This is a genomic window from Streptomyces smaragdinus, assembly GCF_009604385.1.
Taxonomy (GTDB): domain Bacteria; phylum Actinomycetota; class Actinomycetes; order Streptomycetales; family Streptomycetaceae; genus Streptomyces; species Streptomyces smaragdinus.
This window is the reverse complement of record NZ_WEGJ01000004.1, coordinates 73463-94140: the sequence shown is the minus strand read 5'-3', so window position 1 is coordinate 94140 and position 20678 is coordinate 73463. Positions and strand designations below refer to the sequence as shown.

The following is a 20678-nucleotide window of genomic DNA, read 5'->3' as shown; positions in this document are numbered from 1 at the left end:
GATCCGACATGCAGGCCGACGAGCAGTCCGACACCGGGCGCCGTATACAGCGGACCGTCGCCGGGGACGCCGCGGCCGGGCTGCGCGCCCGGTTCGACGCCGCCCGCCGGGCGCTGGCCACCGGGGACCCGCGGGTGGCGGCCGGGCAGTACGGTGTGCTGCTCGGCGAGGCCCGCGCCCGGGGGCTGGTGCGGGAGGAGGCGCAGGCGCTGCTGGGCCTCGGCCACTGCGGGCTGGAGAACGGGGAGCTGGAGAAGGCCCGCGACCACTTCGAGGCCGCGGAGCGGCTGATCGCCGGTGACGAGCCGGCGCAGCGGGCGCGGGCGGTGCGCGGCCGGGCGGTGGCCCATCTGCTCTCCGGCGAACTGCGCTACTCCTGCTATCTCATCGAGGCCGAGCTGCAGCGCCTGGCCGCCACCGGCGCGGCCGACCCCACCGCCGTGCTCATCCTGTGTACGGCGGCCATCCCCCCGTACATGGACATGGGCGCCCACGCCCGCGCCGCGCAGGCAGCGGAGCAGGCGCTGGCCCTGGAGCCGCGGGTCGACGACCCGGCGGCGGTGGCGTCGATGCACCGTTCTGTGGCCCGGACGTTCCTCGCCGAGGGCCGTACCGCGGAGGCGGACGCGTCGCTGGCCAGGGCGACCGAGCTGTTCGAGCGGCTGCAGATCCGCACCGAGCTGGCCCACTGCCACTGGATGCGCGGCTATGTGCTGGCCCAGCGCGGCGAACTGGAGTCGGCCGAGCACGAGTTGCGTACGGCCCGCGACATGCTTCTCGCCAAGCGGGCCGTGCTGTTCACCGCGCAGGTGGAGGTGGAGCTGGCGGACGTGCTGCGCCGGCGGGGCAGCACGTCCGAGGCGGCCCAGCTGCTGCAGCTTCTCCTCGACCCCGCCCGCCCCGGGTTCGGTACGGTGCACGCCGCCGGCGCCCACCGGCTGCTGGGGCTGATCGCCGAGGCCGCCGGGGACGACGACCGCGCGGAGGAGCACTACGTCAACGCGCTGGCCCTGCTGGAGACGGCGGGCGCGGCCGGTGACCTGGCGGACCTGTGCCGGCTGCTGGGGGACCTGCTGCGGCGTGCGGGCCGGACCGAGGCCGCGCTGGAGACGTACCGTACGGGCCTGGGCCACCGCGCCTCGCCCGGCACCACGACTCTCGGCCCCGCGCCGTCGGCCCGCCCCTGAGCGGGGCGGACCTCCGGCGGGGTGTCAGGCCGCCCGGTGGTACTGGTGCGGGCGGTGCGCCTCGGCGCCGAGCTCGCGGGCGGCGCGCTGCGCCCAGTACGGGTCGCGCAGCAGCTCACGGCCCAGGAGGACGGCGTCCGCCCGGCCGGCGGCGAGGATCTCCTGGGCCTGGGCGGGCTCGGTGATCAGGCCGACGGCGGCGGTGGGCAGGCCCGACTCGGCGCGGACCCGGGCGGCGAAGGGGACCTGGTAGCCGGGGCCCGACTCGATCCGTACGCCCGTGACGTTCCCGCCGGTGGAGACGTCCAGCAGGTCGACGCCGCGGGCCTGGAGCTCCTTGGCCAGCCGGACGGTGTCGTCCGCCGTCCAGCCCTCGCGGTCGTCGTCCGCCCCGATCCAGTCGGTGGCGGACACCCGGAAGAACAGCGGGAGTTCGTCGGGCCAGACGGCGCGGACGGCGTCGGTCACCTCGAGCGCGAACCGGGTGCGGCCCTCGAACGTGCCCCCGTAGCCGTCGGTGCGGTGGTTGCTGGCGGGGGAGAGGAACTGGTGGATCAGATAGCCGTGGGCGCCGTGCACCTCGGCCACCTCGAAGCCGGCCGCGAGCGCGCGCCGCGCCGCGTCGGCGAACTCCCGTACGATCGCGTCGATCTGCGCCACGGTGAGCTCCTCGGGCGCCGTGTGCGCTTCGCCGAACGCCAGCGGGCTCGGGCCCAGCGGCGTCCAGCCGTACGGCTCGTCCGGCGCGAGGGGGCCGCCGCCGGCCCAGGTGCGCTCGGTCGACGCCTTGCGTCCGGCGTGCGCGAGCTGGATGCCGGGCACGGTGTGCTGGGACTTCAGCAGCGCGGTGATCCGGCGGAACGCCTCGGTCTGGGTGTTGTTCCAGATGCCCAGGTCGTACGGGCTGATCCGGCCCTCGGGGCTGATCGCGGTCGCCTCGGTGAGGATCAGTCCGGTCCCGCCCGCCGCCCGCGCGCCGAGATGCGCCAGATGCCAGTCCGTCGGCACCCCGGCCGCCGCGCCCTCGGGGACGGCGCTGTACTGGCACATCGGTGCCATCCAGATCCGGTTGGGGACGGTCAGCGACCGCAGGGTGTACGGGGTGAAGAGGGACGTCATCGCGGGCTCCTGGTGAACGCGTTGCCGGTACGGATTAATGATTGCACACGCGCGCTATTTGTGTGAGCCTTATAACGGCGTCGTGAAGAAAATTTCTTCCCCGGGCAAGATCGCTCGATAGTTTCCGGGAGGCTTCCGGTAGTGTTGACGCTCCTCGGGGACTGATCGCCCCGGACGGTCAAGACCGCCTCGGGGTACGGGCCTTGGGATCCGGAGCGTTCGCGGAGCCGGAGCCCCGCTCGTCGACGGAAGGTGGGATGGTGTCGAGGGACGGCGTCAAGGGCAGGGAGGCCGCGGGCGATGCGCCCAAGGTGACGATCACGGACATCGCCCGGGAGGCCGGTGTCTCGGTGCCCACGGTCTCGCGCGTCGTCAACGGCCGCTCCGACGTCTCGCCGGCCACCCGGGCCCGGGTGGAGGACCTCCTCCGCCGGCACGGGTATCAGCGCCGCTCGGCCCCCGGCGACCGCGCCGCGCTGCTCGACCTGGTCTTCAACGATCTGGACAGCCCCTGGTCCGTCGAGATCATCCGCGGCGTCGAGGACGTCGCCCACGCCGCCGGCGTCGGCACCGTCGTCTCCGCGATCCACGACCGCGCCGGCTCCGCGAGGCAGTGGATGACCAATCTGCGCGCCCGCGCCACGGACGGCGTGATCCTGGTGACGTCGGCGCTCGAGCCCCTCATGCACGAGGAGCTCCGGCGGCTCGGCGTGCCGCTCGTGGTCGTCGACCCGGCCGGCGCGTTCGCCCTGGACGCGCCCACCGTGGGCGCCACGAACTGGGCCGGCGGCATGGCCGCCACCGAGCATCTGCTGGGGCTCGGGCACACCCGGATCGGATTCGTCGCCGGCCCCGCCCGGCTGCTGTGCTCGCGCGCCCGGCTCGACGGCTACCGGGCGGCGCTGGACGGCGCCGGGGTGCCCGTCGACGACACCCTGATCGTGCAGGGCGACTTCTACCCCGAGTCCGGCTTCGCCGGCTGCAACGACCTGCTCGCCCTCGAGCGGCCGCCCACCGCCCTGTTCGCCTCCAGTGACCAGATGGCCCTCGGCGCCATCGAGGCGCTGCGCCGCCGCGGGCTGCGCGTACCGGAGGACATGAGCGTCGTCGGCTTCGACGACCTGCCCGAAGTGCGCTGGTCGGCGCCCCCGCTGACCACCGTCCGCCAGCCCCTGTCCGACATGGGCAAGCTGGCGGCGCGCACCGTGCTGGGCCTGGCCCAGGGGATCGAACCGGCCTCCGCGCGCGTGGAACTGGCCACCGAACTGGTCGTCCGTTCGAGTACGGGCCCCCGCGGCTGAGCTGTCCCGGGTCACAACCCAACAGCGTTTTCCGTTACGGGCGTTGACACCGGCGTGTCACGCCCGTAATTTCCGTGCGCATCGACCGAGAGTTTTCGGAACCTTTCCGGAAGGTGTGCGATGCGATCCTTAGAGCCGACGCCCCGATCCGCTTCCACCGCCCGCCACGGGCTCTCCCGCCGGGGGTTCCTGGCAGCCACCTCCGCGGCCGGTCTGGGCGCGGCCGCGCTCACCGCCTGCGGCAGTGACGACTCCGGTGGCAAGGACAGTTCCGGCAGAACCGTCGTCGAATGGTGGAACATCACCACCGGCGATCCCGGCAAAAGCATCTGGGCGGCCCGCGCCAAGGAGTTCGAGAAGCAGAACCCCCATGTGCGGATCAAGCCGGTGGTGCTGGAGAACGACGCGTACAAGACGAAGATGACCGCCCTGATCAGCTCCGGAAAACTTCCGGACATCTTCCACACCTGGGGCGGCGGCGTCCTCGGCCAGCAGGTCGAGGCCGGCCTCGTGGAGGACCTCACCGAGTCCGCCGCCGACGTGACCGGCGGCATGATGGCGGCGGCCAAAAAGCCCTACGAGCTCGACGGCAGGACCTACGCCGTCCCGTTCGACATCGGCGCCGTCGGCTTCTGGTACAACAAGAAGCTCTTCGCGCAGGCCGGTATCGACGCCCCGCCGACCACCTGGGCCGCGTATCTGGACGCCGTCCGGGCGCTGAAGGACGCGGACATCACCCCCATCGCCCTGGCCGGCAAGGAGAAGTGGACGGGGATGTACTACTGGTCCTATCTGGCGATGCGGATCGCCGGACTGGACCAGATGCGCCAGGCCGCCGAGTCCAAGGACTTCACCGGCGACGACTTCGTCAAGGCCGGTGAGCACCTGAAGGAGCTCGTGGACCTCAAGCCCTTCCAGAAGGGCTTCCTCGGCGCCGCGTACTCCACCCCGACCGGCCAGGCGGCCACCGTCGGCAACGCCAAGGCCGCCATGGAGCTCATGGGCCAGTGGGCGCCCACCGTGGAGAGCGACCAGGGCAAGGGCATCGGCGAGGACCTCGGGTTCTTCCAGTTCCCCGCGGTCGACGGCGGCAAGGGCGCGCTCACCGAGGTGTTCGGCGGGGGCGGCGGCCACGCGCTGCGCAAGGGAGCCCCGAAGGAGGCCCTGGAGTTCGTGAAGTTCTTCGCCGCCGCGGAGTTCGACCGCAAGCTCGTCAAGGAGACCGGCCTCATCCCCGTGGTCACCGCCGCCGCGGACGCCCTCAGCGACCCCAACCTCAAGCAGGTGTCGGACGCGCTGAACGGCTCCACCGGCTTCCAGCTCTACCTCGACCAGGACTACCCGCCGGCGGTCGGCCAGGAGATCAACGACAGCACCGGCGCGCTCATCGCCGGCTCCAAGTCACCCGCCGACGTGGCCAAGTCCATCACCCAGGTCTTCAAGAGCCAGTAGATGAAGGGGACATCGACCGTCGCCGACGGTACGCCCCCCGCCCCGCCGTCCCCGGCCCCGGTCTCCTCCCGGGGCCGGGCCGGCGGGCGCCCGGCGTCCCGGCGTATCCGTGAGTGGTTCACCGCGGTCGCCTTCACGGTGCCCGCGCTCGTACTGTTCGGCCTGCTCGTCCTGGCGCCGATCATGTACGCCGCGTACGTCAGCTTCTTCGACTGGGGCGGCTTCGGCTCGCCCGAGGACTTCACCGGCACCGGCAACTACAGCCGGCTGCTGGACGACCCGGTCTTCCTCGGCGACCTGTGGCGCGGGCTGCTGCTGGTCCTCTTCTCCGTCGCCCTGCAGCTGCCGTTCGCCCTGGCCATGGCGGTGCTGCTGACGCAGAAGCTGCGCGGGCGGGCGATCTACCGGATGCTGTTCTTCGCGCCGTACGTGCTCTCCGAAGTGATCACCGGCGTGCTCTTCGGCATGATCTTCGCCCCCGATGTCGGCCTCGCCGACAAGAGCTTCGGCGCCGTGGGACTGGACGGGCTCGGCGGGCTGTGGCTCGCCGACCAGGACAGCGTGCTGGCCACCCTGTTCCTCGTCATGACCTGGAAGTACTTCGGCTTCCACATGATGCTCTACCTGGCCGGACTGCAGAACATCCCCGCCGAACTCCACGAGGCCGCCCGGATCGACGGCGCCGGCTCCTGGCAGCGTTTCCGCCACATCACGCTGCCGCTGCTCGGCCCGACCGTCCGGATCAGCGTCTTCCTCTCCGTCATCGGCGCCATCCAGCTCTTCGACCTGGTCTGGGTGACGACCGCCGGCGGCCCCGACCACGCCTCCGAGACCATGGCGGTCACCCTCTTCCAGTACGGCTTCAAGCGTTTCGAGGTCGGCTACGCCAGCGCGCTGAGCATCGCGCTGTTCCTGATCAGCCTGGTCTTCGCGCTGGCCTACCAGCGGTTCGTGATGCGCCGCGACACCGAAGGAGCCCTCACCAACATGCGAGCCAACCGATGACGGCCGCGGGCGGGGCGACGGCGGCGCAGGACCTGGCCCGGGCCCGCGCCGTGCGCCGGCGCCGGATCCGTTCCGTACCGCTGTACGTGATCGTGCTGGTCGTCGGCGCGCTCATGGTCACACCGCTGCTGTACGCGCTGATCTCCGGGTTCAAGTCCACCGACCAGCTCTCCACCAACACCTTCGGGCTGCCCTCGCCCTGGGTGTGGGAGAACTACGGCGACATCCTCGGCTCGTCCGGCTTCTGGCGGTCCTTCGGCTCCTCGGTCGTCATCGCCCTGGGTACGACCGTGCTGACCGTCGGAGCGGCGGCGCTGGCGGCGTTCGCGCTGGCCCGGTTCGCCTTCCGGGGCCGCGAGGTGCTCTTCACGCTGTTCGCGGTGGGGCTGATGTTCCCCTTCGCGGCGGCGATCGTGCCGCTGTTCGTGATGCTGCGCACCATGGGGCTGCTGGACAACCCGTGGGGGGTGATCCTGCCGCAGGCCGCGTTCGGGCTGCCGGTGACGATCGTCATCCTGCGCGGGTTCTTCCGCGCCATCCCCGGTGACCTCGAGGAGGCGGCCACCCTCGACGGCTGCGGGCCGCTCGGCTTCTTCTGGCGGATCCTGCTGCCGATGGCGCGCCCGGTGCTGGGCACCGTGTCCGTGCTGGCGGTGGTGGGCAGCTGGAACAACTTCCTGCTGCCGCTGCTGGTGTTCAGCGACCAGACCTGGTGGACCATCCCGCTGGGCATCCAGCAGTACCAGGGCGAACGCTCCGCCGACACCGCCCGCATCTTCGCCTATCTGGTCCTGGCCATGGCGCCCGCGCTCGCCTTCTACGCCGTCGCCGAGCGCCAGCTCATCGGCGGCATCACGCTCGGCGCCACCAAGGGCTGACCCCCGCGCTCCGACCCGCCCACGTATCCGAGGAGTCCCATGGTCCAGCCCTGGCAGGACACCGAACTGCCCGACGAACGGCGGGCGGCCGATCTGCTCGCCCGGATGACGGACGAGGAGAAGGCCGCCCAGCTGGTGAGCGTCTGGCTCGGTGCGGACGATGACGACGACGGCGCGGACGTGGCGCCGCTGCAGCACGCGCTCGGCGAGCCGGTCGGGCTGGAGGAACTGCTGCCGTACGGACTGGGCCACCTCACCCGCCCGTTCGGCACCGCCCCCGTGGCCCCCGTGGAGGGCGCCGCCGAACTCGCCGCGCTGCAGCGCCGGATCCGCGCCGGCAACCGCTTCGGCATCCCGGCCATCGCCCACGAGGAATGCCTGACGGGATTCACCACCTGGCAGGCCACCGCCTTCCCCACCCCCCTGGCCTGGGGCGCCTCCTTCGACCCCGGCCTGGTCGGCGAGGCCGCCGCGGCCATCGGCGCGACGATGGCGTCCGTCGGCGTCCACCAGGGCCTCTCACCCGTGCTGGACGTCGTCCGCGACCCGCGCTGGGGGCGTACGGAGGAGGCCATCGGCGAGGACCCGTACCTGGTGGCGACCATCGGCACCGCGTACGTCCGGGGCCTGGAGTCCGCCGGGATCGTCGCCACCCTCAAGCACTTCGCCGCCTACTCCGCCTCCAGGGCCGGCCGCAATCACGCCCCCGCCCCGCTCGGCCCGCGCGAGCTGGCCGACGTCATCCTGCCTCCCTTCGAGATGGCGCTGCGGGACGGGGGCGCCCGGTCGGTGATGCCCGCGTACAACGACATCGACGGGCTGCCCGCGCACGCGGACCCGGAGCTGCTCACCCGGCTGCTGCGCGAGGCGTGGGGCTTCACCGGGACCGTCGTCTCCGACTACTTCGCCGTGACCTTCCTGCGCTCCGCGCACCGGGTCGCCGCGACCGACGCCGAGGCCGCGGAGCTGGCCCTGGCCGCCGGCGTGGACGTGGAGCTGCCCGCCGGCCGCTGCTTCCCCGCGGCGAGCCCGCCGCGCGAGCTGCTGGACCGGGCGGCGCTGCGTGTCCTCACGCAGAAGTGCGCCCTCGGCATGCTCGACCCCGGCTGGGAGCCCGCCGTCCCGGAGACCGCCGACCTCAACCCCCCGCGGCTGCGCGATCTCGCGGCCCGGCTCGCGGAGGAGTCCGTGGTCCTCGTCGCCAACGACGGCGGCGCCCTGCCGCTGCCGGCCGAGGCACGGATCGCCGTGCTGGGGCCGCTGGCCGACGAACCGGCCGCCATGCTCGGCTGCTACAGCTTCCCCCGCCACGTCGGCGTCGAACACCCCGAACTGCCCATGGGCATCAAGGTCCCCACCCTCGCGGAGGCCCTGCGCGCCGAACTTCCCGGCGCCGGCTTCGTCGACGACCCGGCGCGGGCCGACGTGTGCGTGGTCGCCGTCGGCGACCGCTCGGGCCTCTTCGGCCGGGGCACCTCCGGCGAGGGCTGCGACGCCCCGGACCTGCTGCTGCCGTTCGGCCAGGGCGAGGTGGTCGAGGCGGCGCTGGACTCCGGTACGCCGGTGGTGCTGGTGCTGCTCAGCGGCCGGCCGTACGCGCTGGGGGCCTGGGCGGACCGGGCGGCGGCGATCGTGCAGGCCTTCTTCCCCGGCCAGGAGGGCGGCCCGGCGGTCGCCGGGGTGCTCGCCGGGCGGGTCGAACCCTCCGGCCGGCTGCCGGTGAGCGTGCCCCGCGAGCCCGGGGGCCAGCCGTGGAACTATCTGGCGCCCCCGCTGGGCTGGCACAACGACGCCAGCAGCCTCGACCCGCGGCCGCTGTTCCCCTTCGGACACGGCCTGGCGTACACGGAGTTCGCCTGGGACGCGCCGTCGGCCGCCGCGGCCGAGACGACGGTCGACGGGGAGGTGTCGCTCGACGTCACCGTGCGCAACACCGGGGCGCGGCCCGGCACCGAGGTCGTCCAGGTGTATCTGCACGACCCGGTCGGGAGGGTCGCCCTGCCCGAGGCCCGGCTGGTCGGCTATCTGCGCGTCCCCCTGGACCCCGGCGCCTCCGCGGACGTCCGGGTCACCTTCCCGGCGGACCTCGCCGCGTACACCGGTCCCGACGGACGCCGGATCGTCGAGCCCGGGGAGCTGGAGCTGCGGCTGTCGTCCTCCAGTCTGGAGACCCGTCACCGGGTGCGGGTCACGCTCACCGGCGAGGAGCGCGTGGTGGGGCACGACCGGCGGCTGCGCTGCGGGATGACCTTCCGCCCGCGCCGCCCCTGAAAGCGGGCGGCCGCCCGAAATACTTGGGAGCCGGGCGGCCGCCGGGGAGGGGGAGTCAGTCCGAGGCTCCCCCTCCCGCACCCTTTCGTCTTACGCCGGAAGCCGGACCTCCGCCAGAGCCGGGAGCCCGGCGGTCATCGGGGGACATCTCCTGGACCGATTCTTATACCGGTATTAGAATCGCGGCATGGTGAGGACCCCGCTGACCCCCGAGGAACGCGCCCGCGGCGAGCGGCTGGGCGCGCTGCTGCGTGCCGCCCGCGGCGAGCGCAGCATGGTGGAGGTCGCCGCCGCGGCCGGCGTGTCGGCCGAGACCCTGCGGAAGATCGAGACGGGCCGGGCGCCGACCCCGGCGTTCTTCACCGTGACGGCGCTGGCCGCCGCGCTCGGGCTGTCCCTCGAGACGCTGGACGCCGCGGCCCGCGGGGCGGACGGTTCCCGGCGGCTGACGGCCTGATCCCGTGGCGTGATCCCCCGGGCGCGGTTGCGGGCACCCGTTAGGCTCGGTGCATGGCTGCTGACGGGGAGTTCAAGAGGGACCTCAGGTACATCACGACGCGGATCACCGCCGACGGCCGGGACGGCTGGCCGGTGGAGCCCGGGCGCTACCGGCTGGTGATCGCCCGCGCGTGCCCGTGGGCGAACCGGGCGGCGATCGTCCGCCGCCTGATGGGCCTGGAGGACGTGCTGTCGATGGGCGTCGCCGGTCCGCTGCACGACGAGCGGAGCTGGTCGTTCGACCTGGACCCCGACGGCCGCGACCCCGTCCTGGGCATCGAGCGGCTGCAGGAGGCGTTCTTCCGGCGCGACCCCGAGTACCCGCGGGGTATCACCGTGCCGGCGATCGTCGACATCCCCACCGGGCAGGTCGTCACCAACGACTTCCCGCGGATGACGCTCGACCTCGGCCGGGAATGGGCCGCCCACCAGCGCGACGGCGCCCCCGACCTCTACCCCGACAAGCTGCGCGACGAGATCGACGACGTCGCCCTGAAGGTCTTCCACGACGTCAACAACGGCGTCTACAAATGCGGTTTCGCCCGCTCGCAGGACGCCTACGAGGGCGCGTACCGGGCGCTGTGGGAGCGGCTGGACTGGCTGGAGGAGCGGCTGCGCACCCAGCGCTATCTGGTCGGCGACACGATCACCGAGGCCGACGTCCGGCTGTGGCCGACGCTGGTCCGCTTCGACGCGGTCTACCACGGCCACTTCAAGTGCAACCGGCAGAAACTCGCCGAGATGCCGGCGCTGTGGGCGTACGCGCGGGACCTGTTCCAGACCCCCGGCTTCGGCGACACCATCGACTTCGAGCAGACCAAGACGCACTACTACGGCGTGCACCGCATGATCAACCCGACCGGGATCGTCCCCAGCGGCCCCGACCCCCGCGGCTGGCTCACCCCGCACGGACGCGAGGCCCTCGGCGGCCGCCCGTTCGGCGACGGCACCGCGCCCGGCCCCGTACCCGAGGGTGAGCGGGTGCCGGCCCTGGGTTAGGTCTTCCGGTACGTGTACGCGTCGGCGGCCGCCGCCTCCACGGCCGCCAGGCCGCCGCCCGCCGACGCCGTCACGACCGCCGCCACCGCGCCCTCGACCAGGGGCGCGTCCAGCAGCCGGGTGTGCGGGGGGAGTTCGTCCCCGTCCGCCAGCAGGGCCCGTACGGTCAGCACGGCGCTGCCCAGATCCGCCAGCACCGCCACCCCCGCCCCGCCGTCGACCGCCCGCGCGGCGGCGGCGATCCGGTCCGCGTCCGTCCCGAAGCCCCCGTCCGCCGTACCCCCGGCGGCGGCGATCCGGGTGAAGCCGCCGCCCGCCAGGGACACCGCCATCCGCGCCACCGACTCGGCGACCTCGGCGCTGTGCGACACCAGCACCACCCCGACCGTGTCACTCACGTTCACTCCGCGATGTCGGTACGGTCACCCCGGGCGACCTGTTTGTCCGGGCTGGGGGTCCGGGGGTCATCCCCCGGGGAAACGCAGGCACCGGCCACCTCCGCCAGCGCCGCCACCAGCAGCGCCGAGGACGTGGCCCCCGGGTCCCGGTGCCCCACGCTGCGGGCGCCGAGGTAGCTCGCGCGCCCCTTGCGTGCCCGCAGCGGCACCGTGGCCAGCGCACCCTCCTGGGCCGCCGCGCGGGCCGCCCCGTACCCCTCGCCCAGCGCCGCCACCGCAGGCGTCAGCGCGTCGAGCATCGTCTTGTCCCCCGGGACCGCGCCGCCGAGCCTGCCCACGGCCGCCACCCCGGCGGCGAGGGCCTCGCGCACCGCCTCGTCGCTCACCTCCGCCGCCTCGCCCAGCGCCTTGCCGGCGGCGCGCAGCAGCGTCCCGTACAGCGGCCCCGACGCCCCGCCGACCCTGGAGATCAGCTGCCGCCCGGCCAGCACGAGCACCGCGCCGGGGGTGTCCGGCGGCCCGGACCGGAGTGCCTCGGCGACGGCGGCGAAACCACGCCGCATGTTGACGCCGTGGTCGGCGTCCCCGATCGCCGAGTCGAGCTCCGTCAGCCGGTCGGCCTCACGTTCGATGGAGGCGGCGGCGGCCAGCAGCCAGCGGCAGAAGAAGTCCGCGTCGCGCACAGCACGTTCCTCTCGTCAGATCCCCCACCGCAGCGCCGGGGTGCGCACCGGCGCGTCCCACAGCCGCAGCAGATCCTCGTCCGCCTGACACAGGGTCACCGAGCAGCCGGCCATGTCCAGCGACGTCACATAGTTGCCGACCAGCGTACGGGCCACCGGCACCCGCCGCTCGCGCAGCACCCGGTGCACCTCGGCGGCGAAACCGTACAGCTCCAGCAGCGGTGTCGCGCCCATGCCGTTGACCAGCGCCAGCACCGGTGCGGTCGGATTCAGGTCGTCCAGTACGGCGTGCACCGCGAAGTCCGCGATCTCGGCGGACGTCATCATCGGCCGGCGCTCGCGTCCCGGCTCGCCGTGGATGCCGATGCCCAGCTCCAGCTCGCCGGGCGGGAGATCGAACGTCGGGCCGCCCTTGGCCGGGGTCGTGCACGCGGACAGGGCGACGCCGAAGCTCCGCGAGGACTCGTTGACCTGCCGGGCCACGGCCTCGACCCGCTCCAGCGGCGCGCCCTCCTGCGCCACCGCCCCGGCGAGCTTCTCGACGAAGAGGGTGGCGCCGGTGCCGCGCCGGCCCGCGGTGTAGAGGCTGTCGGTGACGGCCACGTCGTCGTTGACCAGGACCTTCGCGATCCGGATGCCCTCGTCCTCGGCGAGCTCGGCGGCCATGTCGAAGTTCAGTACGTCCCCGGTGTAGTTCTTCACCACGAACAGCACCCCGTTGCCGCTGTCCACCGCCGCCGCGGCCCGCGCCATCTGGTCGGGCACCGGCGAGGTGAACACCTCGCCCGGACACGCGGCGTCGAGCATGCCGAGCCCCACGAACCCCCCGTGCAGCGGCTCGTGCCCCGACCCGCCGCCGGACACCAGCCCCACCTTGTCCGCCACTGGCGCGTCCCGCCGCACCACCACCCGGTTCTCCACGTCGACCGTGAGATCCGGATGCGCGGCGGCGACACCGCGCAGGGCGTCGGAGACCACGCTCTCGGGGACGTTGATGAGCATCCGCACGGGCTACCTCCTGGCTGATCGGCGAAACGTCGGTCACCGCGGGCGGGTGATCGGGGCCCGCTGACGGCAGTATCGGCCCTGCGGCGGCGAAGGTCACGCCCCCGGCCGGCGAGGGCGCGCCCCACGGCCCGGCCCGGACCCACGCCGCCGAGGTCAACGAGGCGCCGGTGGCGTTCCTGGACACGTGACGGCGGCTCACCGCCCCCGGGCCCGTCACCAGCGACCCTCGAGTCGGGGCCCGTAGGCTCCCGCCAGGACCCGGCAGGTGCCAGCGGGGGAGACGTGTGAGCGTGCTCATCGAGGACTACGGGCTGATCGGTGATATGCGGACGGCCGCACTGGTCGGCCGCGACGGCGCGGTGGACTGGCTCTGCCTGCCCCGCTTCGACTCGCCCGCCGCGTTCGCGGCCCTCCTCGGCACCGACGAGCACGGCTCGTGGACCATGGGACCGGCCGGCGCCCCGGGCCGGCCGGCGACCCGGCGGCGCTACCGGGGCGACACGCTGGTCCTGGAGAGCGAGTGGGACCTGCCCGAGGGCAGTGTCCGGGTCGTCGACTTCATGGTGCCCCGGGACTCGGTCACCGACCGGTCCGAGGACACCGCGCCCTGTCTGGTGCGCATCGTGCGGGGGCTGAGCGGCCGGGTGCCCATGACGTCCGTGCTGCGGGCCCGGTTCAGCTACGGGCGGGTCGTGCCGTGGGTGCAGCGCCACGCCGGCGGGACGCACGGGCGGGTGGCGGCCGTCGCCGGACCCGACGCCCTGTGGCTGGACGGCGACGCCGCCACGTACGGCGGGGATCTCAGCACCCGGGCCGACTTCACCGTGGAGGCCGGCGAGCAGGTGGCGTTCACCCTCAGCTGGCAGCCCTCGCATCTGCCCGCCCCGCCGCGCCCCGACGCCGCGCGGCTGCTGGAGCGGGCGGAGCGGTTCTGGTCCGCCTGGTCCGCCGCCTGCACCTATCAGGGCCCCTGGCGGGAGGCCGTGATCCGCTCGCTGCTGGTGCTCAAGGCGCTGACGTACGCGCCCACCGGCGGTATCGTCGCCGCGCCCACGACGTCGCTGCCGGAGGTGCTGGGCGGCGTACGCAACTGGGACTACCGCTACACCTGGCTGCGCGACGCGTCCATGACGCTCACCGCGCTGCTGCGCACCGGCTACCGACAGGAGGCCCGCCGCTGGCGCGACTGGCTGCTGCGCGCCGCCGCCGGCGACGCGCAGAACCTGCAGATCATGTACGGCGTGGCCGGCGAACGCGAACTGCCCGAGGCCGAACTGCCCTGGCTGCCCGGCTACGCCCGCTCCACGCCCGTGCGCATCGGCAACGCGGCGGCCGAGCAGCTGCAGCTGGACGTGTACGGCGAGGTCGTAGACGCCCTGTGCCTGGCGCAGCGTTCGGGTCTGGAGCAGGACGACGGCAGCCATCTGCTGCAGATGAAGCTGATGAACTATCTGGAGACCGCCTGGCGCGAGCCCGACGAGGGCATCTGGGAGGTACGCGGCCCGCGCCGCCACTTCACCCACTCCAAGGTGATGTCGTGGGTGGCGGCGGACCGCACGGTGCGCCGGCTGCGGGACCTGGGCGCCGACGGCCCGGTACGGCGCTGGATCGCGCTGCGCGACGAGATCCACCGGGAGGTGTGCGCCAAGGGCTACGACCCCGTACGCAACACCTTCACCCAGTCCTACGGCTCCCGGGACCTGGATGCCTCGCTGCTGCTCATCCCGCAGGTGGGCTTCCTGCCCCCGGACGACCCGCGGGTGGCCGGCACCGTCGAGGCGGTCCGCCGCGAGCTGTGCGAGGACGGCCTCGTCCGCCGCTACCCCGTACCGGCGGACGAGGGCACCGTCGGCGGCGACGGGCTGCCCGGGTCCGAGGGGGCGTTCCTCGCCTGCTCGTTCTGGCTGGCGCACGACCTGGCGCTGATCGGGCGGACCGGGGAGGCCAAGGAGCTGTTCGAGCGGCTGCTGTCGCTGCGCAACGACCTGGGGCTGCTGGCCGAGGAATGGGATCCGGTCAACGCCCGCCAGGTCGGCAACTTCCCGCAGGCCTTCAGCCACGTACCGCTGATCGACACGGCGCTGCGCCTGTCCTGAGCGGCCGCCGCGCGCCTCGGGCGCCGGCGTCGTCCCGCTGGAGCGATCGTCGAGTTCCCCCACTCACTCTGTGGCCGCTGTTCCGGCATATCGCAGAGGAGTTGATCAGATGCCCCAGGTACGACGGTTCCTGACACGCTGGCTGCTGAAGCCCGCCTGGCGGTCGCTCGTGGCGTACGGGAACCTGTGGGTCGTTCCGCAGACCCTGCAGGCGCAGGCACCCCCGCCGGGGGGTGTCCGCGAGCACCCGGAGGTCCGTGAGCGCGTCCACACGTGATTAATTCACGAGTCCGGGCAAATCGAGCTTCGGTGTAGCTGCCTTCGAGCCCATCGGAACACCCTCTGACCATGGATGCCCTGCATCCCGCGAGGCTGGCCCGCCGGATCGGCGGACCTTCTCCACTCGGCTAGGGGGAGAGATGGAACCGCCGCGGACCTTCACCGAACTGGCCCTGCGCAGGACCTTCGAGCTCGGCGGCCGGGAGGCCTATCTCTTCGTGACGGCGGACCGTGACGGCCGCCTGGTCCACGACTCCGTCAGTTACGCCGAACTCGGCCTGACGGCACGGAGACTGGCCTCCCGGCTGCAGCAGCGCGGAGCCTCCGGCGGACGCGTCCTGATCCTCCAGGGCAACGGCCGCCTGTTCATCACCAGCTTCCTCGCCTGCCTCTTCGCCGGCGCCGTGCCCGTCCCCGCCCCGCCGCCGATCGGCTCGCGGCACAGTGTGGAGCGCGTCGCCAACATCGTCCGGGACGCCGCCGTGTGCTGTGTCCTCACCGACGCCGCGTCCGCGTCCGCCGTCTCCCATCTGCTCGCCAACATCGGCCACATCGAGGTCGACTGCCTGGCGACCGACCGGATGCGGCTGGACAGCGACGCCGACTGGGTGCCGCCGGCCGCCGGGCCCGACGACATCGCCTTCCTCCAGTACACCTCCGGCTCGGTGAGCGAGCCCAAGGGCGTGATGGTCAGCCACCGCGGACTGCTCGCCAACGAACTCACCATCCACCGGGCCACGGACAGTACCCCCGACTCCCGGGTGGGCGGCTGGCTGCCGTTCCACCACGACATGGGGCTGGTCGGCCATCTGCTGCAGCCCCTGTGGCTCGGCGGCACGGGCGTGCTGATGCCGCCGATGACGTTCGTCAAGCGTCCGCTGCGCTGGCTGCAGATGATCGACCGGTACGGGATCACGATCGGCGGCGGCCCCAACCTCGCGTACGACCTGTGCGTGCGCCGGGTGAAGGACGAGGAGATCGGGGCCCTGGACCTGTCCCGCTGGCGCGTCGCCGTCAACGGGGCGGAGCCGGTGCGGGCCGAGACCATGGAGGCGTTCTCCCGCCGGTTCGCGCCCGCCGGTTTCCGCGCCGAATCGTTTTACCCGTGCTACGGGCTGGCCGAGGCCACGCTGCTGGTCTCCGGCGGCACCCCGGACCGGCGCGCCGAACAGCGCGTGGTCGACGCCGCCGCCCTCGAACAGCACCGGATCCGGCCCGCGGCGGCCGGTCACCGGCCACGCACCCTGACCAGCTCCGGCCGGCCGCTGGGCTGCACCGTGCGGATCGTCGATCCGGACACCCGCGGCCCGCTGTCCGACGGCGAGGTCGGGGAGGTGTGGGTGCGGGGTGAGAGCGTCTCCGGCGGCTACTGGAACCGGCCGCTGGAGAACGCCCACGCCTTCCGCGCCGAGACCACCGACGGCGACGGCGGCTATCTGCGCACCGGCGACCTCGGATCGATGTCCGACGGCGAACTGTTCATCACCGGACGGCTCAAGGACATCATGTTCGTCGCCGGCCGCAATCTGTACCCGCAGGACATCGAGCGCAGCCTCCAGCGCGTCAGCGCCCTGCTCGGCACCAGCGCCGCCTTCGCCGTGGAGGGCGACCGCGACCACGTCGTGGTGGTCCAGGAGGTTCGGGCCAGCCGCGAACATCCCGCCGAGTTCGCCTCCCTGTCGGCCGGCGTCCAGCAGTGCATAGCCCGCGAGTTCGAGGTCGCGGTGGAGAACGTCCTGCTGGTGCGCCCCGGCACCGTACGCCGTACCACCAGCGGAAAACTCCGGCGCGTCACCATGCGCGAGCTGTTCCTGCGCGGCGAACTGCAGCCCCTGCACGAGGTGATGTCCCCCGAACTGCGGGAGCTGGTCGGCGGGGTGCGGCGGGCGGTGCAGAGCTGATGTGGGAGGTGACCGAGGAACTGCGGCGGACCGGGCAGCCCGGTGCCCGCCCCGACGGCACCCACTGGCCCCTCGCGGACTGGCTGGAGAAGTCGCTGGGCGACCCCACCGCCGACGGCGCCCTGTCCTACGCCACCGTCGCCGCCGAGGACGCCGCCGAGGCGTTCCCCGAGGAGGCGTGCCTCGTACTGGACGGCATCGGGGTCCAGGACTTCTACGTACCGACCGCGTTCGGCGGCTCCCTCGCGGCCTATCCGCAACTGCTGGAGATCGTACGGACCGTCGCGCGCCGCGATCTGACCACGGCCGTCGCCCACGGCAAGACCTTCCTCGGCGCCGTGTGCGTGTGGCTGGCCGGCGAGACCCCCGAGGCGCTGCGGCTGGCCAAGCTGATCCGGGCCGGCGAGCCCGTCTCCCTGGGGCTGACCGAACGCACCCACGGCAGCGATCTGATGGCCGGCGAGGTCGTCGCCGAACCGATGCCCGGCGGCTATCTCGTCACCGGCGAGAAATGGCTGATCAACAACGCCACCCGGGGCCGCTTCATCTGTCTGCTGGGCCGCACCGGAGCCCAGGGCGGACCGCGAGGGTTCAGCCTGCTGATGATCGACAAGAACGACCTCCCCGCCCGCACCCTGCGCACCCTGCCGAAGGTCAGCACCCTCGGCATCCGCGGCGCCGACATCAGCGGCATCGCCCTGGACGGCGCGCCCGTCGGCCGCGACAGCCTGGTCGGCGGCGAGGGCGAGGGCCCCGAGACGGTCCTCAAGGCGCTCCAGGTCACCCGCTGTCTGTGCACCGCGCTGTCGCTGGGCGCCGCCGACCACGCGCTGCGCCTCGCGGTGTCCTTCGCCCGCGAACGGGAGCTGTACGGGCGGCGGATGGCCGAGCTGCCGATGGTCCGCCGGACACTGTCCGACGCCTACGCGGACAACCTGGCGACGGAGGCCCTCTCCCTCGTCGCGGCCCGCTCCGTGCACACCCTGCCCGGCGAGCTCAGCGTCACCTCCTCGGTCGCCAAGTATCTGGTGCCGACCGTGACGGACGACGTGATCAACGCGCTGCGCGGGGTACTGGGCGCGCGCTCCTTCCTCCTCGACGTCCACGAGCACGGCCGGTTCCAGAAACTGGAGCGCGACCACCGCATCGTGGGGATCTTCGACGGCAACACCATGGTCAATCTGTACGGGCTGACCAGCCAGTTCCGCACCCTGGCCCGTAACCACCCCACCCAGTGGCCCACCGACCGCGGCGCCGCCGACACCTTCGCGCTGCACCGCCCGCTGCCCGACGCCGAACTCGACCGGCTCAGCCTCATGTCCCGCTGGGGCTCGTCGGTGACCGGCTCGCTGCCCGCCTCGGCGCACGCGCTCGCCGCCGCGGCCCGCACCCGGCCCGAGCTGACTCGCGCCGCCTTCCTGGCCCGGGTGCTGGCCGACGCCGCGCGGGACCTGCACACCCGGATGAGCCGGATACGTCTGGCGCCGGCCGGCGCGCCCGTCGCCGGGTTCGACCAGGCCCGGGCGTACAGCATCTGCTTCGCCGCCGCCTGCTGCGCCGGGCTGTGGCTGCACAACGAGGAACTCCCGCGGCCGGACGGCTCGGCCGCGCTGTGGGAAGGCGGGCTGTGGCTGGAGAACACCCTGGCCCGGCTCGTGACCCGGCTGGAGCACGTACTGCCGGGCCTCACCGGGCCGCTGCCGCACCGCGGCCTCGCCGCGGGCACCTGCGACGGGGCGCGCGAGCGGCTGGCCGACCACCTCTTCGGGCAGTACACCGCGGGGCGCCTGTTCTCCCTGCTGGACTGCCCCGTAGCCGAAGGACCCCCATGCTGACCACCGCCGTCCAGGAAGAGCTCGGCGTCCAGGAGCGGATCGCCCGCCTCGAGCAGCTGCTGGGCGACCCCGCGGATCCCGCGAACCCCGCCGGCGCCCGCGCCCTGCTCGCGGCCGACGAACGCGGCGAGCTGCTGCCCGAGGCGGAACGGCTGCTGGACGAGTTCGGCCTCAACGCCGAGTTCGTCCCCCGTGACCTCGGTGGCCGGCTCGACCGCGTCGACACCCTCGGCCGGGTGCTGCGCGGCGTGTTCCGCCGCGACGCGAGCCTGGGCCTGGGCTACGGCGCCACCTCGTTCCTGGCCGCCGTCACCGTCTGGGCCGCCGGGACCGCGGCGCAGCGGCGCTGGACGGCGGACCTGCTGCTGGACGGCGGGCGGCTGGCCGTCGCGTACCACGAACTCGCGCACGGCAACGACTTCGTGCGCAACGAATTCCGGGCCCGGCCCGCGGGCAGCGGGTTCGTCCTCTCCGGCACGAAACAGGTGATCAACAATGTGGAACGGGCCGAGGCGCTGGTGCTCTTCAGCCGCACCGGCCAGGAGGCCGGCAGCCGCAGCCACTCGGTGCTCCTGGTCGACAAGTCCGCGCTGCCGCCCGACAGCATCGGCTATCTGCCCCGCTACGCCAGCGTCGGCGTGCGCGGCTGCCGGCTGGGCGGTGTGGAGTTCACCGACTGCCCGGTGCCGCAGAGTGCGCTGGTAGGCGAGGTCGGGGGCGGGGTGGAGCTGGCGCTGCGCTCGTTCCAGATCACCCGCAGCGTGGTGCCCTCCATGGTCCTGGGCGGCGGCGACACGGCGCTGCGCACGGCGGTGGGCTTCGCCCTGGACCGGCGGCTGTACAACCGCGCGGTGCTGGAGATCCCGCATGTCCGCGCCACCCTGGTGGGCGCGTTCACCGACCTGCTGATCAGCGACTGCCTGGCGCTCGCCGCGACCCGGGCGGTGCATCTGCTGCCCGGGCAGACCAGCGTCTACGCGGCGGCGGTGAAGTACCTGCTGCCGAAGCTGCTGACGGAGGCCACCTACGACCTGTCGATCGTGCTCGGCGCCAACTTCTACGTACGCGGCGGCGACTACGGCGCCTTCCAGAAGCACGTCCGCGACCTGCCCATGATCAGCCTCGGCCACGCCGGCACCGCGGCCTGCCAGGCGACGATCATCCCGCAGCTGCCGCGGCTGGCCCGGCGCGCCTGGTCGGGCGGCGCCGGCGCCCCGTACGCGCTGTTCCGCACCCGCGACCCGCTGCCGGCGCTGCGGCCCGAACTCCTCGTGCTGGCCTCCGACGGCGACGCGCTGGCCGACTCCCTGGTCGGGGCCGGCGAGACGGTACGGGAACTGGCGCGCGAGCGGGCGCCCGAGTACGCCGACGCGCTCGGCGCGCTGGCCGGGCAGCTCGAGGCGGAACTGGCCACGCTGCGCGCGGAATGCCTGGCGATGGCGCCCAAGGACCGCACGGTGCTGGCCAGCCCCCGCAGCTACGCGCTGGCCGACCGGTACGCGCTGCTGCTGGCCGGCGCCGCGTGCCTGGGCGTCTGGCGCAGCCACCGCGGCGACGAGGGCGGCTTCCTCACCGAACCCGGCTGGGTCGCGGCCGCCGCCGCCCGCCTGGTGCGCCGGCTGGGCAGGCCGCTGCCCGCGCTGCCGGACGGCTGGGAGGACCGGCTGCTGGACGAGGTGCTGGACCGCTACCACGGTCCGCGCAGCTACGACCTCTACGACACACCCATCGCGGGCTGACACGGCAGCGGCGACCAAGGAGGAGCGGG

Annotated in this window: 17 protein-coding genes; 13 read left to right on the top strand and 4 right to left on the bottom strand. The window is 73.4% G+C overall.

Translation table 11 applies throughout. The annotated features are described in order from the left end of the window. The first annotated feature begins 8 nt into the window (after positions 1 to 8). Complete coding sequence (locus tag SRB5_RS09050) at positions 9 to 1187, top strand: tetratricopeptide repeat protein (RefSeq protein WP_194292882.1); 1179 nt, start codon at positions 9 to 11, stop codon at positions 1185 to 1187. Positions 1188 to 1211: 24 nt separating this feature from the next. Here the strand turns inward: SRB5_RS09050 and SRB5_RS09045 are convergent, their stop codons facing one another. After that, positions 1212 to 2306, bottom strand: coding sequence for an NADH:flavin oxidoreductase/NADH oxidase (locus SRB5_RS09045; protein WP_153450973.1), 1095 nt, complete (start codon positions 2304 to 2306; stop codon positions 1212 to 1214). A gap of 257 nt (positions 2307 to 2563) precedes the next feature. Here SRB5_RS09045 and SRB5_RS09040 point away from each other — a divergent pair, with 257 nt between their 5' ends. From SRB5_RS09040 to SRB5_RS09010, 7 genes are all read left to right on the top strand, one after another. Beyond that, on the top strand, positions 2564 to 3607 hold the full coding sequence (locus SRB5_RS09040) for a LacI family DNA-binding transcriptional regulator (protein ID WP_153450972.1): 1044 nt from the start codon (positions 2564 to 2566) through the stop codon (positions 3605 to 3607). A gap of 120 nt (positions 3608 to 3727) precedes the next feature. Continuing rightward, a complete protein-coding gene (locus SRB5_RS09035) occupies positions 3728 to 5059 on the top strand; it encodes an extracellular solute-binding protein (RefSeq protein ID WP_153450971.1) in 1332 nt (443 codons plus the stop codon). Beyond that, complete coding sequence (locus SRB5_RS09030) at positions 5060 to 6064, top strand: carbohydrate ABC transporter permease (RefSeq protein WP_153450970.1); 1005 nt, start codon at positions 5060 to 5062, stop codon at positions 6062 to 6064. It abuts the gene before it with no gap. 113 nt (positions 6065 to 6177) lie between these two features. After that, a complete protein-coding gene (locus SRB5_RS09025) occupies positions 6178 to 6942 on the top strand; it encodes a carbohydrate ABC transporter permease (protein WP_228389935.1) in 765 nt (254 codons plus the stop codon). A 39-nt stretch (positions 6943 to 6981) separates the two neighbouring features. Then, positions 6982 to 9213 (top strand): beta-xylosidase/alpha-l-arabinosidase, encoded by a 2232-nt coding sequence (locus SRB5_RS09020; protein ID WP_153450968.1) that lies wholly within the window; start codon positions 6982 to 6984, stop codon positions 9211 to 9213. Positions 9214 to 9400: 187 nt separating this feature from the next. Continuing rightward, positions 9401 to 9670: a helix-turn-helix domain-containing protein gene (locus SRB5_RS09015; RefSeq protein ID WP_153450967.1), complete on the top strand. Its 270-nt coding sequence runs from the start codon at positions 9401 to 9403 to the stop codon at positions 9668 to 9670. Positions 9671 to 9723: 53 nt separating this feature from the next. Next, on the top strand, positions 9724 to 10710 hold the full coding sequence (locus SRB5_RS09010; protein WP_153450966.1) for a glutathione S-transferase family protein: 987 nt from the start codon (positions 9724 to 9726) through the stop codon (positions 10708 to 10710). Here the strand turns inward: SRB5_RS09010 and SRB5_RS09005 are convergent. The 3 genes from SRB5_RS09005 to dhaK are packed head-to-tail and all read right to left on the bottom strand — an operon-like array spanning position 10707 to position 12799. Further along, positions 10707 to 11108, bottom strand: coding sequence for a PTS sugar transporter subunit IIA domain-containing protein (locus SRB5_RS09005; protein ID WP_323377347.1), 402 nt, complete (start codon positions 11106 to 11108; stop codon positions 10707 to 10709). The genes SRB5_RS09010 and SRB5_RS09005 overlap by 4 nt on opposite strands. Positions 11109 to 11110: 2 nt before the next feature. Further along, positions 11111 to 11791, bottom strand: coding sequence for a dihydroxyacetone kinase subunit DhaL (gene dhaL, locus SRB5_RS09000; RefSeq protein WP_323377345.1), 681 nt, complete (start codon positions 11789 to 11791; stop codon positions 11111 to 11113). Positions 11792 to 11806: 15 nt separating this feature from the next. Beyond that, complete coding sequence (dhaK, locus tag SRB5_RS08995; RefSeq protein WP_323377344.1) at positions 11807 to 12799, bottom strand: dihydroxyacetone kinase subunit DhaK; 993 nt, start codon at positions 12797 to 12799, stop codon at positions 11807 to 11809. A gap of 284 nt (positions 12800 to 13083) precedes the next feature. On the opposite strand from dhaK, the gene SRB5_RS08990 reads away from it, so the two are divergent. The 5 genes from SRB5_RS08990 (at position 13084) to SRB5_RS08970 (ending at position 20649) form a co-directional block, all read left to right on the top strand. Beyond that, positions 13084 to 14895, top strand: coding sequence for a glycoside hydrolase family 15 protein (locus tag SRB5_RS08990; RefSeq protein WP_323377342.1), 1812 nt, complete (start codon positions 13084 to 13086; stop codon positions 14893 to 14895). Positions 14896 to 15004: 109 nt separating this feature from the next. Next, a complete protein-coding gene (locus SRB5_RS08985; protein ID WP_153450965.1) occupies positions 15005 to 15172 on the top strand; it encodes a hypothetical protein in 168 nt (55 codons plus the stop codon). A 142-nt stretch (positions 15173 to 15314) separates the two neighbouring features. Continuing rightward, positions 15315 to 17075: a fatty acyl-AMP ligase gene (locus tag SRB5_RS08980; RefSeq protein ID WP_153450964.1), complete on the top strand. Its 1761-nt coding sequence runs from the start codon at positions 15315 to 15317 to the stop codon at positions 17073 to 17075. Next, positions 17075 to 18910, top strand: a complete 1836-nt coding sequence (locus SRB5_RS08975) for an acyl-CoA dehydrogenase (RefSeq protein ID WP_153450963.1) — start codon at positions 17075 to 17077, stop codon at positions 18908 to 18910. The genes SRB5_RS08980 and SRB5_RS08975 overlap by 1 nt, the downstream gene beginning before the upstream one ends. Beyond that, positions 18904 to 20649: an acyl-CoA dehydrogenase gene (locus tag SRB5_RS08970; RefSeq protein ID WP_153450962.1), complete on the top strand. Its 1746-nt coding sequence runs from the start codon at positions 18904 to 18906 to the stop codon at positions 20647 to 20649. Before SRB5_RS08975 ends, SRB5_RS08970 begins: the two co-directional genes overlap by 7 nt. The last annotated feature ends 29 nt before the right edge of the window (positions 20650 to 20678 follow it).